This is a genomic window from Serratia sp. BW106 (assembly GCF_002607755.1).
Lineage (GTDB): Bacteria > Pseudomonadota > Gammaproteobacteria > Enterobacterales > Enterobacteriaceae > Serratia > Serratia proteamaculans.
Map to the genome: position 1 here is coordinate 104,774 of NZ_MCGS01000002.1, position 15,826 is coordinate 120,599.

The 15,826-nt window shown below is 54.3% G+C and carries 12 protein-coding genes; 9 read left to right on the top strand and 3 right to left on the bottom strand.

What is annotated here, in order from left to right:
* Nucleotides 1-7: 7 nt before the first annotated feature.
* Genes BEI65_RS01025 through ssuB form a run of 4 tightly spaced genes read left to right on the top strand, consistent with a single transcriptional unit; the run spans nt 8 to nt 3,717 of the window.
* A complete protein-coding gene (locus BEI65_RS01025; RefSeq protein WP_099061719.1) occupies nt 8-973 on the top strand; it encodes a sulfonate ABC transporter substrate-binding protein in 966 nt (321 codons plus the stop codon).
* A gap of 16 nt (nt 974-989) precedes the next feature.
* The gene (gene ssuD, locus BEI65_RS01030) at nt 990-2,138 is read left to right on the top strand and encodes an FMNH2-dependent alkanesulfonate monooxygenase (RefSeq protein ID WP_099061720.1); all 1,149 of its coding nucleotides are present in this window, start codon (nt 990-992) and stop codon (nt 2,136-2,138) included.
* Between the two features lie 11 nt (nt 2,139-2,149).
* Nucleotides 2,150-2,944: an aliphatic sulfonate ABC transporter permease SsuC gene (ssuC, locus tag BEI65_RS01035; protein WP_099061721.1), complete on the top strand. Its 795-nt coding sequence runs from the start codon at nt 2,150-2,152 to the stop codon at nt 2,942-2,944.
* Nucleotides 2,941-3,717: an aliphatic sulfonates ABC transporter ATP-binding protein gene (ssuB, locus tag BEI65_RS01040; RefSeq protein ID WP_099061722.1), complete on the top strand. Its 777-nt coding sequence runs from the start codon at nt 2,941-2,943 to the stop codon at nt 3,715-3,717. The genes ssuC and ssuB overlap by 4 nt, the downstream gene beginning before the upstream one ends.
* A gap of 31 nt (nt 3,718-3,748) precedes the next feature.
* On the opposite strand, the gene pepN is transcribed toward ssuB, so the two are convergent.
* Nucleotides 3,749-6,364 carry an aminopeptidase N gene (gene pepN / locus BEI65_RS01045; protein WP_099061723.1) on the bottom strand — a complete coding sequence of 872 codons (2,616 nt, stop codon included), beginning with the start codon at nt 6,362-6,364 and terminating at the stop codon, nt 3,749-3,751.
* A gap of 487 nt (nt 6,365-6,851) precedes the next feature.
* Here pepN and BEI65_RS01055 point away from each other — a divergent pair, with 487 nt between their 5' ends.
* From BEI65_RS01055 to BEI65_RS01075, 5 genes are all read left to right on the top strand, one after another.
* Complete coding sequence (locus BEI65_RS01055) at nt 6,852-8,510, top strand: GGDEF domain-containing protein (RefSeq protein WP_099061725.1); 1,659 nt, start codon at nt 6,852-6,854, stop codon at nt 8,508-8,510.
* 254 nt (nt 8,511-8,764) lie between these two features.
* A complete protein-coding gene (gene pncB, locus BEI65_RS01060) occupies nt 8,765-9,970 on the top strand; it encodes a nicotinate phosphoribosyltransferase (RefSeq protein WP_099061726.1) in 1,206 nt (401 codons plus the stop codon).
* Nucleotides 9,971-10,196: 226 nt separating this feature from the next.
* Nucleotides 10,197-11,597, top strand: coding sequence for an asparagine--tRNA ligase (asnS, locus tag BEI65_RS01065; RefSeq protein ID WP_099061727.1), 1,401 nt, complete (start codon nt 10,197-10,199; stop codon nt 11,595-11,597).
* Nucleotides 11,598-11,899: 302 nt separating this feature from the next.
* On the top strand, nt 11,900-13,024 hold the full coding sequence (gene ompC / locus BEI65_RS01070) for a porin OmpC (protein WP_099061728.1): 1,125 nt from the start codon (nt 11,900-11,902) through the stop codon (nt 13,022-13,024).
* 244 nt (nt 13,025-13,268) lie between these two features.
* A complete protein-coding gene (locus tag BEI65_RS01075) occupies nt 13,269-14,459 on the top strand; it encodes an amino acid aminotransferase (RefSeq protein ID WP_099061729.1) in 1,191 nt (396 codons plus the stop codon).
* 69 nt (nt 14,460-14,528) lie between these two features.
* On the opposite strand, the gene BEI65_RS01080 is transcribed toward BEI65_RS01075, so the two are convergent.
* Together BEI65_RS01080 and BEI65_RS01085 are read right to left on the bottom strand one after the other, a co-directional pair.
* Complete coding sequence (locus BEI65_RS01080) at nt 14,529-15,176, bottom strand: MBL fold metallo-hydrolase (RefSeq protein WP_099061730.1); 648 nt, start codon at nt 15,174-15,176, stop codon at nt 14,529-14,531.
* Nucleotides 15,177-15,242: 66 nt separating this feature from the next.
* Nucleotides 15,243-15,791, bottom strand: coding sequence for a YcbK family protein (locus BEI65_RS01085; protein WP_099061731.1), 549 nt, complete (start codon nt 15,789-15,791; stop codon nt 15,243-15,245).
* Between the last annotated feature and the right edge of the window lie 35 nt (nt 15,792-15,826).

Sequence of the window (15,826 nt, forward strand, 5' to 3'; positions counted from 1 at the left end):
GATAAGCATGAAACGACCTTCTTTACTAAGACGTTGGCTGGGTGCCGGCGCATTGGCGGGCATCATCTCGCTGGTGTGGATCAATACCGCCAGCGCACAGGATCCTGCGCAGTTTCGCATTGGCTACCAAAAAGGATCGATCAGTCTGGTCCTGGCAAAAACCCACCGGCTGCTAGAACAGCGTTTTCCCAATACCAAAATCAGCTGGATAGAATTCCCAGCAGGCCCACAAATGCTTGAAGCGCTGAACGTCGGCAGTATCGATCTGGGCAGCACCGGTGATATTCCGCCGATCTTCGCTCAGGCTGCCGGGGCGGATCTGTTGTATGTCGGTGTAGAACCCCCCAAACCCAAGGCGGAAGTGATCCTGGTGCCGGAAAACAGCCCGATAAAAACCGTCGCAGAGCTAAAAGGCCGCAAGGTTGCCTTCCAGAAAGGATCCAGCTCGCACAACCTGCTGCTGCGCTCGCTGCAAAAAGCGGGGCTGAAATTCACCGATATTCAACCGATCTATCTGACCCCGGCCGATGCCCGCGCCGCCTTCCAGCAGGGGAATGTCGATGCCTGGACTATTTGGGATCCCTACTATTCCGCGGCATTGTTGCAGGGCGGCGTGCGGGTGCTGGGTGACGGCACCGATCTGAACCAAACCGGCTCCTTCTATCTGGCGGTACGCCCCTATGCCGAGGCCAATGGGCCATTTATTCAACAGGTGCTCGATACCCTGACACAGGCCGATGCGTTAACCCTGAGCGACCGCGCGCAAAGCGTCACACTGCTGGCGAATGCCATGGGCTTGCCGGAGAAAGTGATCTCGACCTATCTGGATCATCGCCCGCCGACGGCCATTAAACCTTTAGACGCACACACCATTGCCGCTCAACAGGAAACTGCCGATCTGTTTTATGCCAATCGTCTGGTGCCGGTGAAGGTCGATATCTCACAACGCATCTGGCACCCGAGCGCCCCCTAATTTTGGAGAACTGACAATGAGCCTGAACGTATTCTGGTTTTTACCCACCCACGGAGACGGCCACTATCTTGGCAGTACCGAAGGGGCCCGCAGCGTTGATTACGGCTATTTACAGCAAATCGCCCAGGCCGCCGATCGGTTGGGTTTTGGTGGCGTGTTGATCCCCACCGGCCGTTCATGTGAAGACTCCTGGCTGGTGGCCGCCTCGCTGATCCCGGTTACCCAACGGTTGAAATTCCTGGTAGCCCTGCGCCCCGGAATTATCTCACCCACGCTGGCGGCTCGCCAGGCGGCAACGCTGGATCGCCTTTCCAACGGCCGGGCGTTATTTAATCTGGTCACCGGTGGCGATCCTGAAGAGTTGGCAGCGGAAGGGCTGCATTTGAACCACGAAGAACGTTACGAGGCCTCGGCGGAGTTCACCCACGTCTGGCGCAAGGTGCTGGAAGGAGAAACCGTCGACTTTAACGGCAAGCATATCCAGGTGAAGGGAGCAAAGCTGCTGTACCCGCCGGTGCAACAACCCCGTCCGCCGCTGTATTTTGGCGGATCCTCCGCCGCCGCACAGGATCTGGCTGCCGAACAGGTTGAAATGTATCTCACCTGGGGCGAGCCACCGGCACAGGTAAAAGAAAAAATTGCCGAGGTGCGCGCTAAGGCGGCAGCCAAAGGTCGCCAGGTTCGCTTCGGCATTCGCCTGCACGTGATTGTGCGTGAAACCACAGAGGAAGCCTGGCGAGCTGCCGACCGGCTAATCGCCAATCTGGATGAAAAAACCATCGCCGATGCACAGAAGGCCTTTGCCCGCTTTGATTCCGTGGGGCAACGGCGGATGGCGGCGCTGCACGGCGGTAAGAAAGATAACCTGGAGATCAGCCCCAACCTGTGGGCCGGGGTGGGCCTGGTCCGTGGCGGTGCCGGTACCGCCCTGGTTGGCGATGGCCCGACAGTGGCAGCCCGCATGCAGGAATATGCCGACCTGGGCATCGATACCTTTATTTTGTCCGGCTACCCGCACCTTGAAGAAGCTTATCGCGTTGGCGAGCTGTTGTTCCCCCATCTTGACCTGGTGGAAAACGAAGCGCCGGTTCAGCGGCGACCGGTCAAAGCACAGGGCGAAGTGGTGGCCAATATTTATATTCCGCAACAAGCGTCGCAAAGCTGAGGAGTCGCACTATGGCAAAGGGGACACAACGGATCCTGCACCGGTTAGCCCCCTGGGCATTGCCGGTAGCGCTGGTGATTATCTGGCAGATCTCTGTGGAGGCCGGCTGGCTGTCGAACCGTATTCTGCCGGCCCCGAGCGCGGTGGTGACCGCCTTCTGGACACTGACCAAAAGCGGCGAGCTGTGGCAACACCTGACGATCAGCAGTTGGCGCGCGCTGATCGGTTTTAGCATCGGCGGCAGCATTGGGCTGGCGTTGGGCTTTATCACCGGCCTGTCACGCTGGGGTGAGCGTCTGCTGGACAGTTCCATGCAGATGATCCGCAACGTACCGCATTTGGCGTTGATCCCACTGGTGATCCTGTGGTTTGGCATCGACGAATCCGCCAAGATTTTTCTGGTGGCGTTGGGCACCCTGTTCCCTATCTATCTGAATACCTATCACGGCATCAAGAATATCGATCCCGACCTGCTTGAAATGGCGCGCAGCTACGGACTCAGTGGTTTCCAGTTATTTGCCCAGGTGGTGTTGCCGGGCGCCCTCCCCTCGATCATGGTCGGCGTACGCTTTGCGTTGGGCTTTATGTGGCTAACGCTGATCGTGGCCGAAACCATTTCTGCCAATTCGGGGATCGGTTATCTGGCGATGAATGCCCGTGAATTCTTGCAGACCGACGTGGTGGTGGTGGCGATTGTGCTGTACGCGCTGCTCGGCAAGCTGGCGGACGTCAGCGCCCGGTTGCTGGAGCGAGTCTGGCTGCGCTGGCATCCGGCCTATCAACTGAAACAAGGAGAAGCGCTATGACGGCTCCCGCACGCATTCCCCAGGGTACCCCGGTCACGCTGGAGTCGATTGCCAAGCGATACGGTAACCGCACGGTACTCGACAATATCCAGTTACGTATCAGCGCCGGGCAGTTTGTCGCCGTGGTCGGTCGCAGTGGCTGCGGCAAAAGCACCTTGCTGCGTCTGATGGCCGGGCTGGAACATGCCAGCAGCGGCGCGTTATTAACCGGAAATGCCCCTCTCGCCAGTGCCAGAGACGATACTCGCCTGATGTTTCAGGATGCACGCCTGCTGCCGTGGAAGAAGGTGATCGACAATGTCGGCCTCGGTCTGCGCGGTCATTGGCGTGCCGATGCCTTGCAAGCGCTGGAAGCTGTCGGGCTGGCCGATCGCGCCAATGAGTGGCCTGCGGCGTTGTCCGGCGGGCAAAAACAGCGGGTGGCGCTGGCACGCGCGCTGATCCATCGGCCACGCTTACTGCTGCTGGATGAACCCCTGGGGGCGCTTGATGCATTAACGCGGATTGAAATGCAGGGGCTTATCGAAGGGCTGTGGCAACAGCATGGTTTTACCGTACTGCTGGTGACCCACGATGTCAGTGAGGCTATTGCGCTGGCGGATCGGGTGATCCTGATTGAGGAAGGCCGTATCGGATTGGACCTGACCATTGACTTGCCACGCCCACGCCGGAAGGGATCAACCAAACTGGCGGAACTGGAAGCCGAGGTGCTGGACAGGGTACTGTCTCCGCCCCCGCCACAGGCTGAAGCCTCACGCCGGGTAGCGAATTAAACAAGGGACGGCATGCCGTCCCTTTTTAGGCTTACGCGTCGAGCGCTTTGGTGATCTTCTCGAACAGGTCACCGGACAGATTTTCCAGCCCTTTCAACTGTTCCAACGCTTTACGCATCAACGCCTGACGCGAAGCATCATAACGTTTCAGGCGGATCAGCGGCTCGATCAGACGAGCAGCAATTTGTGGGTTGCGCTGGTTCAGATCGCTGAGGATCTCCGCCAGGAACTGATAACCACTGCCGTCTGCTGCGTGGAACGCTGCGGGGTTAGCGGAAGCGAAACCACCGATCAACGAACGTGTGCGGTTGGGATTACTCAGGCTGAATGAGCGATGTTTCAGCAAGCTACGCACCTTGGTCAACACGTCTGCCGCCGGGCTGGTCGCCTGCAGCACGAACCATTTGTCCATCACCAGGCCATCCTGGTGCCAACGCTCATCGAAGGCCGTCAGCAGCGCGTCGCGACAAGGCAACTGTGCCGCTACCGCTGCCGCCAGCGCCGCCAGAGAATCGGTCATATTGTCTGCCTGACGGAACTGCTCGGTCACCAGGCGATCGGCCAGCGCTTCGTCGCCGAAGGCCAGATAGCCCAGGCACACATTGCGCAGCGAACGTTTGGCGATATCCGCGTGTTCCACCCGGTAACCGTCGGTTTTGTTGGCGTTATAAACCGCCAGCCACTCGTCGGCCATTTCCTTCGCCAGGCAGCGGACGATAGCTTCGTGCACCGCGGCGATGGCTTCGGGATCGATGGTGGCGAACAACTCGGCAATTTCGCCTTCTGAAGGCAACGTCAGGATCTGTGCGGCCAATGCCGGATCCAGCGTCTCGTCCAACAGCACCGCGCGGAACGCATCGGCAACGTGCAGCGGCAGCGACAACGGCTGTTTCTGCTGATGTTTGGCCACGTTCAGTTTGATATAGGTGGCCAGCAAACTCTGGGCCGCATCCCAACGGGCAAATTCATTGCGCGCATGCTGCATCAGGAAAGTCAGTTGCTGATCGCTGTACGGATAGTCCAGCTTCACTGGCGCAGAGAATTCACGCAACAGGGACGGTACCGGCTTGTGCGCTACGCCGTCGAACACGAAAGTCTGCTCCGCTTCGGTGACGTTCAGCACGTTATTGACCGCTGAACCGTTCTTCTGCAGCGCAATCACATTACCTTGTGCGTCGTACAGTTCGATATCCAGCGGAATATGCAGTGGCAGCTTCTCGGGTTGATCGGCGGTCGGCTCGGTTTTCTGGCTGACGTGCAGGCGATACTGCTGGTGCTCGGCGTCGTATTCGTCGCGAACGGTGAGTAACGGCGTACCGGACTGGCTGTACCAGCGGCGGAACAATGACAAATCGACGTTGGAAGCATCCTCCATCGCCTGAACGAAATCGTCGCAGGTAGCCGCGCTACCGTCATGACGTTCGAAATACAGCTGAATACCTTTCTGGAACAGTTCTTCACCCAGCAGCGTGTGCATCATGCGGATCACTTCAGACCCTTTCTCATACACCGTCAGGGTGTAGAAGTTGTTCATTTCGATCACTTTGTCCGGGCGAATGGCGTGCGCCATCGGGCTGGCGTCTTCGGCGAACTGCGCGCCGCGCATAACGCGCACGTTATCGATGCGGTTAACCGGGCGTGAACCCAAATCTGAACTGAACTCCTGATCGCGGAATACCGTCAGCCCTTCTTTCAGGCTGAGCTGGAACCAGTCGCGGCAGGTCACGCGGTTACCGGTCCAGTTGTGGAAATATTCGTGGCCAATCACCGCTTCGATGTTCAGGTAATCCTTGTCGGTGGCGGTTTCGGCTTTTGCCAGCACGTATTTGGAGTTAAAAATATTTAACCCTTTATTCTCCATCGCCCCCATGTTGAAGAAGTCGACCGCCACGATCATATAAATATCGAGATCGTATTCCAGCCCAAAACGGGTTTCGTCCCATTTCATCGAATTCTTCAGCGAGGTCATCGCCCAATCGGCGCGATCCAGGTTACCGCGGTCAACGAACAGCTCCAGCGCTACGTCACGGCCGGAACGGGTGGTGAAACTGTCGCGCAACACATCGAAGTCACCGGCCACCAGCGCAAACAGGTAGCAAGGTTTTGGGAACGGATCTTGCCACTGTACCCAATGACGCCCGTCTTCCAGCTCGCCCTGGCCTACACGGTTACCGTTCGACAACAGGAACGGGTAACGCGCCTTGTCAGCCACGATGCGAGTGGTAAAGCGGGCCAGCACGTCCGGGCGATCCAGATAATAGGTAATGTGGCGGAAGCCTTCGGCCTCACACTGGGTGCACAGCGCTTCGCCAGACAGGTACAGCCCTTCCAGCGCGGTATTTTTCGCCGGGTGGATATCGTTAACCAGGGTCATGGTAAATTGTGCCGGCAGTTTCTCGATAACCAGTTTGTTATCCTGCAACTGATAGGCCGTCCACGGCTGACCGTCGATCTCAATACTTACCAGCGTCAGATCTTCACCGTTCAGCACCAGTGCCGCATCGGCAGCGCCCTGGCGTTTGATCTTGCTAACGGCGGTGACGCGAGTTGTCTCTGCGTCCAGCTCAAAATCCAGGTCAATGTCAGTGATGGTGTAATCTGGCGCGCGATAATCGTGGCGATACTTCGCCTGTGGCTGTTGTGTCATAAAAACCCTTTGACGTCTCAGTGAGTTACAGGTGCCAGGCTTTCATCATGGGCTTATTTCGCCGTGGGGAAAGAGCAGAAATTTCGATGAGCCTGATTGTAAATAAACTGTATCACAGCTACAAAAAAAACCCAGAGATGCCGGGCCTCCAGAGCGGAGAAATCGGAGGTGGATCCTAATATTGTCGACGAATTGCCCACCCAGTCAGGCTCCTTCACCTGATGCAGCGTAGAAATCAGCATTTAATGCTAAAAAATACCTTTCGTAGGACTCCTGTTCCCAGGCTTCATACCTGGATAAAAAGTGCGATCTTCTCAGAGCCTGCGGGCTGTTAGCTGCTGCTCAGCAACGTTTTTGGGCCGCCAGGCCTCACCGGGTATTGTTAAGACAGCCTGGGAGGCGCAATGATATAATTAACCATTCTGGTTCAAGGACTCGCGGCGCATATGAAAGTAAATATCTGATCTATTTTTTTACCTTTGCCCTGATGTCCTCGTTCGCCCTGTTCATTTCCGATGAGTTGCTTGAGGCCAATACTGACTATCGAGACAACCAGCTTAACCTGTACAAAATTACCCGCGCCAAAGAGATTTCCGAAGCTTTTCAGGCCACCTTATTGGCCCACCGCTTAAAGCGCCTGAGCCAGATAGACTCGAAAATTACCCCACAGCAGTGGCAGGACGCCGATCGACTGGCCCGGGAGAAAATTGCCCGCTTTCGGCCGCATATAGAAAGTGAAATATCGCAACAACTGGGCATTCGACAAAAAATCGCGGCGCTTTCCATGCTCAGTCTGATGGAGCAATTACTCAATAACGACAACCTGCAGCTTTCGCATGTTACCGACGCCAATGCCAATCTGTTTAATATCAATAGCGCCTACTATATTTCTCAGGCCAGCAAAAGTTATTATCGCTATAGCTACGATAACCGTATGGTCGATGCTGATTCGTTTTTGTTTCTGGAAGCCGTGCGGTTAAATAACCGACTGAATATGTCCGTTACTGAACTGATCGATCAGGTTATCGACGTCAATACCAACCCGCTGGAGCGTAAAGCTGCCTATCTGAAAGCCGTTCAGCTCACCGGAGTATTGAGCGCGCTGAGCACCCGGCTGATATTTATAAAGCTGACCTACAATGATGTGCAAACCACCTTCCTGGTGAATGAGATCCTTGAGCAATTGTCGACCAGGCAGATCAGCCTTATTACTAGCGGGCTGTATACCGCCGTGGATACCCATACCGCCTACCCGACCGATTCAATTTATCAATATGGTAGAAACCTCAGCGAGCTGTCACAACGGCTTTTTCAGCGCAGTTTTGAGATGGAGGTCGCCGCCTCTCAACATAAAATCTATAACAGCCAGACGGCCATTTACGGCATGATTTCCCTGGGTGGTCTGATCGCGCTGTTTATTTTTCTGCCAACGCTGGTTTATTGTTCAAATATCAGCCGCTGGCTGACGAAAACCCATAATAATATTTTGCGACTGTCGCGCGGGAATATGAACATCGATCGCAATGAGGTGTTCTACAGCCAGGAGTTAATGGCCATCAGCGATGCGATTAAGCAGCTCAAACAGTATCAGATGGAAAAGGTGACGCTGGAAAATGAAAAACATCTGCTGATCAAAGAGCTGGAAGCCTCCTCATTTCTTGACCCTTTAACCAACATCTATAACCGCCGCAAATTTTTCCGCGAGTGCGAATCGCTGGCCGCCAGTCACTATCCGCTGGCCTTCTGCCTGATTGATATCGATAATTTTAAGAACCTCAATGACACCTACGGCCACCACATCGGTGACCTTGTATTGGTAGCATTCGGTAAACTGCTGCAGAGTGCCTTCCGTTCCAGTGATATTTTCTGTCGTTATGGTGGTGAAGAATTCGCCGTGATCCTCGGCAACTGCACGCTGGAAAATGCACGCGAAGTGATGTCCAAGCTACGCGAACGAACTCACCAATTAACCCTGCCCCTAGCCGATGGGCAAAACGTGCGTTTCACCACCAGTTGCGGCATTGCCCAGGTGAGTGACATCCGGCTGTTGCCAACGGCAATCAAACAGGCGGATGAAGCGCTCTATTTCTGCAAGAATAACGGCAAGGACCGGATCGGCATTCACACGCCGCTCGGTTTTATCTGAATTGCTGTTTAAAATAATTAACATTATAATTTTTATGACTAATTAACCTAAGTCATTCACCTTACAGGCTTATCTGGCTTTTCTGCCGCTCCCCTGATGCCAAGCCGAGATAAAGGCACGTTTAATCCTCGACCCGCTCCGATGAATTGTGGTGTGATGCAGCTTCAATAACAGGATAATCCGGGTATACTCCCCCCACTTTTTTTGATTATCCGGATTTGGACACGCGCCTGACGAGGATGCAGTAACGCGCTATGACTCAATACGCCTCCCCGATTTTGACATCACTGCTTGATACTGATGCCTACAAGCTTCATATGCAGCAAGCAGTGTTTCATCGCTATCCCGCTATCAGCGTGGCGGCGGAATTCCGCTGCCGTGGTGATGAGCTGCTTGGTGAATATGCCGACGAGATTGGTGCGCAAATCGCACTGATGAGCCAGTTGGCGCTGACAGACGCTGAGTTCCAATATCTCTCAGGACTGCCCTTCTTCCGTGAAGATTATCTGAACTGGCTGCGCGGTTTCCGCTACGACCCGAAACAGGTTCAAATCGAAAACCGCGCGGGTAAACTGCATATCCGTATCGCCGGCCCATGGCGCGAAGTGATCATGTGGGAAGTCCCTCTGCTGGCGGTAATTAGCGAAGTGGTACACCGTCACCGCTCGCCGGATGTCACACCAGACATGGCGGTAGCCCACCTGCGCAACAAGCTCGCACAGTTTAAAGCCATGAGTGCCGACGTGGATATTTCGCGCTTTAAGCTGATGGACTTCGGCACCCGTCGTCGTTTTTCGCAGGATGTGCAGCAAACGATCGTTAGCACACTGAAAAACGAATTCCCGTATCTGGTGGGCACCAGCAATTACGATCTGGCGCATCAGCTTGGTCTTGCGCCGGTCGGCACCCAGGCCCATGAATGGTTCCAGGCACATCAGCAGATCAGCCCAGTGCTGGCCAATAGCCAGCGGGCGGCGTTACAGGCCTGGTTGGATGAATATCCGGATCAGCTCGGCATCGCCCTGACCGACTGCATCACCATGGATGCCTTCCTGCGTGATTTTGGTCCGCAGTTTGCCCAGCGCTATCAGGGTCTGCGCCACGATTCGGGCGATCCGTTCGAATGGGGCGAGAAAGCCATCGCACATTACCGGAAGCTGGGTATCGATCCGATGAGCAAAACGCTGGTGTTCTCCGATAATCTGGATCTGGACAAAGCGCTGGCGCTTTACCGTCACTTCTACCAACGCGTTAACCTGGTGTTCGGCATAGGTACGCGTCTGACCTGTGATATTCCCGGTGTCAAACCGCTGAACATCGTTATCAAGCTGGTCGAATGCAAAGGCAAACCGGTGGCTAAACTCTCCGACAGCCCAGGCAAAACCATCTGCCAGGATCAGGCCTTTGTCAAAGCGTTGCGCAAAGCCTTCGATCTGCCGTTGGTGAAAAAAGCGAGCTAAGCCCCCCGCCCTGCGAACGCCAAAAAGCCGGCTGAAATCTTCACGCCGGCTTTTTTCTTCTTTATAAGACACTTCCCGCAGCCCCCTTTTCACTCTGCCCCAAGAAATGTTGCACCAATCCGGCGATTTCTGCTTGTGCTCTGCACCGCGGCAAGTAACATAGCAACATCCCCATATTCTTGGGTTGTAAGCTATTTCTAAACCAAATTATTAAAGAGAGAAATCTATGAGCGTTGTGCCTGTAGTCGACGTACTGCAAGGCCGTGCTGCGGTTGACAGTGAAGTCACCGTACGCGGTTGGGTGCGTACCCGGAGAGATTCTAAAGCTGGTATCTCCTTCCTGGCCGTCTATGACGGTTCCTGCTTTGATCCGTTACAGGCCGTCGTTAATAATTCTCTGCCGAATTATCAGGATGAAGTGCTGCATCTGACCACGGGCTGTTCAATTGAAGTCACCGGCAAAGTGGTGGCCTCTCCGGGCGATGGCCAGAGTTTCGAGCTGCAGGCAACTGCGATTAAAGTGGTGGGTTGGGTTGACGATCCAGATACCTACCCAATGGCGGCCAAACGCCACAGCATCGAATACCTGCGCGAGGTCGCTCACCTGCGCCCACGTACCAACCTGATTGGTGCCGTTGCCCGCGTGCGTCATACACTGGCGCAGGCCATTCACCGCTTCTATCACGAGAACGGCTTCTTCTGGGTTTCCACCCCACTGATCACCGCCTCCGATACCGAAGGCGCCGGCGAGATGTTCCGCGTTTCGACGCTGGATCTGGAAAACCTGCCGCGTACCGATAAAGGCACTGTCGATTTCAGCGAAGACTTTTTCGGTAAAGAAGCCTTCCTGACCGTTTCCGGTCAGTTGAACGGCGAGACCTATGCCTGTGCGCTGTCGAAAATTTACACTTTCGGCCCAACGTTCCGTGCCGAGAACTCCAACACCAGCCGCCACCTGGCGGAGTTTTGGATGATCGAACCGGAAGTGGCGTTTGCCGATCTCGAAGATATCGCCGAGTTGGCGGAAAAAATGCTGAAGTATGTGTTCCAGGCCGTGTTGAACGAGCGTATGGATGACATGCAGTTCTTCGCCGAGCGCGTAGACAAGGATGCGATTGATCGCCTGCAGCGTTTTGTTTCTTCCGATTTTGCTCAGGTTGATTACACCGAAGCGGTGGAAATCCTGATCGCCTCCGGCCAGACGTTCGAAAACCCGGTTTCCTGGGGTATCGACCTGTCTTCCGAGCACGAGCGTTATCTGGCCGAAAAACACTTCAAAGCGCCGGTGGTGGTGAAAAACTACCCGAAAGACATCAAAGCCTTCTATATGCGTATGAACGAAGACGGCAAGACCGTTGCGGCGATGGACGTGCTGGCCCCGGGCATCGGCGAGATCATCGGTGGCGCTCAGCGTGAAGAACGCCTGGACGTGTTGGATCAGCGTCTGGAAGCGATGGGTCTGAATAAAGAAGATTACTGGTGGTACCGTGACCTGCGTCGTTACGGCACCGTGCCACATGCCGGCTTCGGTTTGGGCTTTGAGCGTTTAATCGCCTATGTGACCGGTGTGCAAAACGTGCGTGATGTTATTCCATTCCCACGCACGCCACGTAATGCAAGCTTTTAATTAATCAGATAATCCATTTTCCAATTAATTTAGTTACAAAACCAAGGCCAGCTTTGCTGGCCTTTCGCATTTTTTAATATTGACGCACGTCACAAAGTCCCCCGAATATTACATATTGTTACAAATACTTTCTTTTTGAAACCTAATTAGGACATTGGTAGCATTTTCGTTCTAGATTAACCCGGCGACGAATGGAACACTGCGTGCAGACACAGGACGACACCAATCTATCAACAATAGTTCAAAAGAATTATTGGCGGCAGTGGCAAAGGTGTCCGAATAACACCAATGAGGGTAATATAATGATGAAGCGCAACATTCTTGCAGTGGTAATCCCAGCTCTGTTAGCAGCTGGTGCAGCAAACGCTGCTGAAATCTACAACAAAGACGGCAACAAACTGGATCTGTACGGTAAAGTTGACGGTCTGCACTACTTCTCAGACGACAAAGGCAATGATGGCGATCAGACCTATGTTCGTTTCGGCTTCAAAGGTGAAACCCAGATTACTGACCAACTGACCGGTTACGGCCAGTGGGAATACAACGTTCAGGCTAACCACGCTGAATCTCAAGGCACCGAAGGCACCAAGACTCGTCTGGGCTTCGCAGGTCTGAAATTCGCTGACTACGGTTCATTCGACTACGGCCGTAACTACGGCGTGCTGTACGACGTGGAAGGCTGGACAGATATGCTGCCAGAGTTCGGTGGCGATACTTACACTGTTACTGACAACTTCATGACTGGCCGTACCAACGGCGTTGCTACTTACCGTAACAACAACTTCTTCGGTCTGGTTGACGGTCTGAACTTCGCCGTTCAGTACCAGGGCAAAAACCAGAACGACGGCCGTGACGTTAAGAAACAAAACGGCGACGGTTGGGGCCTGTCTTCAACTTATGACATCGGCGAAGGTATCAGCGTAGGTGCTGCATATGCTTCTTCCAACCGTACCGACGATCAGAAACTGCGTTCTAACGAACGTGGTGACAAGGCTGATGCATGGACTGTAGGTGCTAAATACGACGCGAACAACGTTTACCTGGCTACCATGTACTCAGAAACCCGCAACATGACCCCATACGGCGGCGGCAACTTCAGCTCAACCTGTAATGCGTCTACCGATTGCGGCGGTTTCGCCAGCAAAACTCAGAACTTCGAAGTGACTGCACAGTACCAGTTCGACTTCGGCCTGCGTCCAGAAGTATCTTACCTGCAGTCTAAAGGCAAGAACCTGAACGTCCCGGGCGCCGGTTCTGACCAGGATCTGGTTAAATATGTTTCTGTTGGTACCACTTACTACTTCAACAAAAACATGTCTACCTATGTTGATTACAAAATCAACCTGCTGGACGACAACGAATTCACCAAAGCCACTGGCACTGCTACCGACGACATCGTTGGTGTTGGCCTGGTTTACCAGTTCTAAGTTGTCACACTTAACGACGGTTCACCGTCGGACAAGTTAAAAAACAGGGCTTCGGCCCTGTTTTTGTTTTTGCATTCTCCTGAATTTTTATCCTGCCAATCCCCCCTTCTCCCTCATTTTTTATGCTGAATATGCGTCCTTCACAAGATCGAGGTGTTTTTCTCGCAAACGGTTGGCAAAGGGCATAACTGGCGCTACCCTGATGCTTCTGTCTGCTTAACTCCGAGCCATGGAAGCACCTGACATGTTTGAAAAAATCACTGCTGCACCTGCCGATCCGATCCTGGGTCTGACCGACATTTTCCGCGCTGACGCCCGCCCTAACAAAATCAACCTGGGGATTGGGGTTTATAAAGATGAAACCGGTAAGACTCCGGTGCTGACCAGCGTTAAAAAAGCTGAGCAGTATCTGCTGGAAAATGAAACCACCAAAAACTATCTCGGCATTGAAGGCATCCCGGCGTTCGCCAACTGCACGCAAGAGTTGCTGTTCGGCAAACAAAGCCCAATCATCGCCGACAAGCGTGCGCGCACCGCACAAACTCCTGGTGGCACCGGCGCTCTGCGTGTAGCAGCTGACTTCATCGCCAACCAGACCAGCGCAAAACGCATCTGGATCAGCAACCCAAGCTGGCCGAACCACAACAACGTGTTCGGGGCTGTCGGTCTGGAAGTGCTGGAATATGACTACTACGACGCGGCCAATCATGCGCTGGACTTCGATGGCCTGCTGAACAGCCTGAAACAGGCTCAGGCAGGCGATGTGGTACTGTTCCACGGCTGCTGCCATAACCCAACCGGTATTGACCCAACGGCGGAGCAATGGGCCCAGTTGGCCGAGCTGTCTGTGGCTAACGGCTGGTTGCCGCTGTTTGACTTTGCTTACCAGGGTTTCGCGAAAGGACTGGAAGAAGATGCTCAGGGCCTGCGTATTTTTGCCGCCAAACACCAGGAACTGATCGTTGCCAGCTCTTACTCGAAGAACTTCGGTCTATACAACGAACGTGTAGGTGCCTGTACTGTGGTTGCCGCAGATGCAGAGACTGCCGATCGTGCCTTCAGCCAGGTGAAAGCCGCCATTCGCGCCAACTACTCCAACCCACCGTCACACGGCGCTGCCATTGTAGCGACCATCCTGGGTGACGAAGCGTTACGTGCGCTGTGGGAGCAGGAACTGACCGACATGCGTCAACGCATTCACCGCATGCGTCAGCTGTTCGTGAATACCCTGCAGGAGAAAGGTGCTGAGCAGGACTTCAGCTTTATCATCAATCAGAATGGCATGTTCTCGTTCAGTGGGCTGACCAAAGAGCAGGTGCTGCGCCTGCGTGATGAGTTTGGCGTCTACGCCGTTAACTCCGGTCGCGTTAACGTTGCCGGCATGACACCGGACAATATGGCGCCGCTGTGCGAAGCCATCGTCGCCGTGCTGTAAATCCGGCACGCGACACCTAGCAAAAGGGGCGCTCAATGCGCCCCTTAGTTATTTCTGCCGGAAATAACCTTACCAGATGGCCGGCTCTTCACGCAGGAACGGGTTGGTTTCACGTTCCTGACCGAAGGTAGACATCGGCCCATGGCCTGGAATGAACGCCATGTCATCACCCTGCGGTAATAACTTGGTACGGATCGAGTTGATTAACGCCTGGTGATCGCCTTGTGGGAAATCACTGCGTCCAACACCGCCGTTAAACAGCACGTCACCCACCAGCGCCAATCTCGCCTGTTCGTTAATAAAGACGATATGGCCAGGAGTATGGCCCGGGCAATGCAGCACCTTGAGCGTCATCTCGCCCACCTGCACGCTATCCCCTTCTTCCAGCCACTGGGTTGGCGTCAGCGGTGCGCACTCTTCCAGCCCAAACATGCGGCTCTGCGCAGGCAAGCCGTCCAGCCAGAAAGCATCTCTCTTATCCGGGCCGTAGATCGGCACCTGATAATGCTCTGCCAGCTCAGCCGCTGCGCCAACATGATCGAGATGACCATGGGTCAGCAGGATCTGCGTAACCGTCACGCCCTGTCTGGCTATTTCGGCCTTCAGTTTTTCAGGCTCACCGCCGGGATCGACCAACGCCGCCTGCTGGGTGCTTTCACACCAGATCAGGCTGCAGTTCTGACTGAAAGCGGTAACGGGAATAATATGGTATTTCATAAGGCTCCAACGACAACAGCGCCATACCCTGACGGGCTGGCGCTACTCACTTATGGTGCACAGCGATTACCAGGTCCGCACCGGGCCGGTATCGATGTGTACAAAGTTGCTACGTGGGTAATATCCTACACCACCGGCGCTCATTTTTAACGCCGCTTTGCGGATATTACTCAACTGGATACCTTCAATATGGAAGTCCATCGCCTGGCCCTTGGTGTGGTAGCTGTGCTTGGCCACACCGCGGCTGCGTCCACGCAGCTCATTGTTGGTATCCAGCGAGCGGTAGCCTGAAACCAACTGTACCGGCTTGTTGGTACCCAACAGGCCTTGCAAGCGATAGAGATGATCAAACAGACGAGGGTCAATCGACTTAATCTTATTGGCGCGATAATCACGGAAGAGATGATTAAGACGGACTAACTCGTCTTTATTATATCCCTTACCGTCGAAGAATTCGGCTTTCAACGATTCGCCCGTATGCATGTTATTTACAACCAGAATACGAGGGCGTGAAGTAGAAAGACTGGCAAAGGCTTGCCCAGGGAGCAGCGCTATGCCCACAGCGGCGCTACCTAACGCCAGCCATTTACGGCGATGATGATCAATTTTGTCCATGTTTCTGTTAAACCCGGCAAGAATATCAAAATATA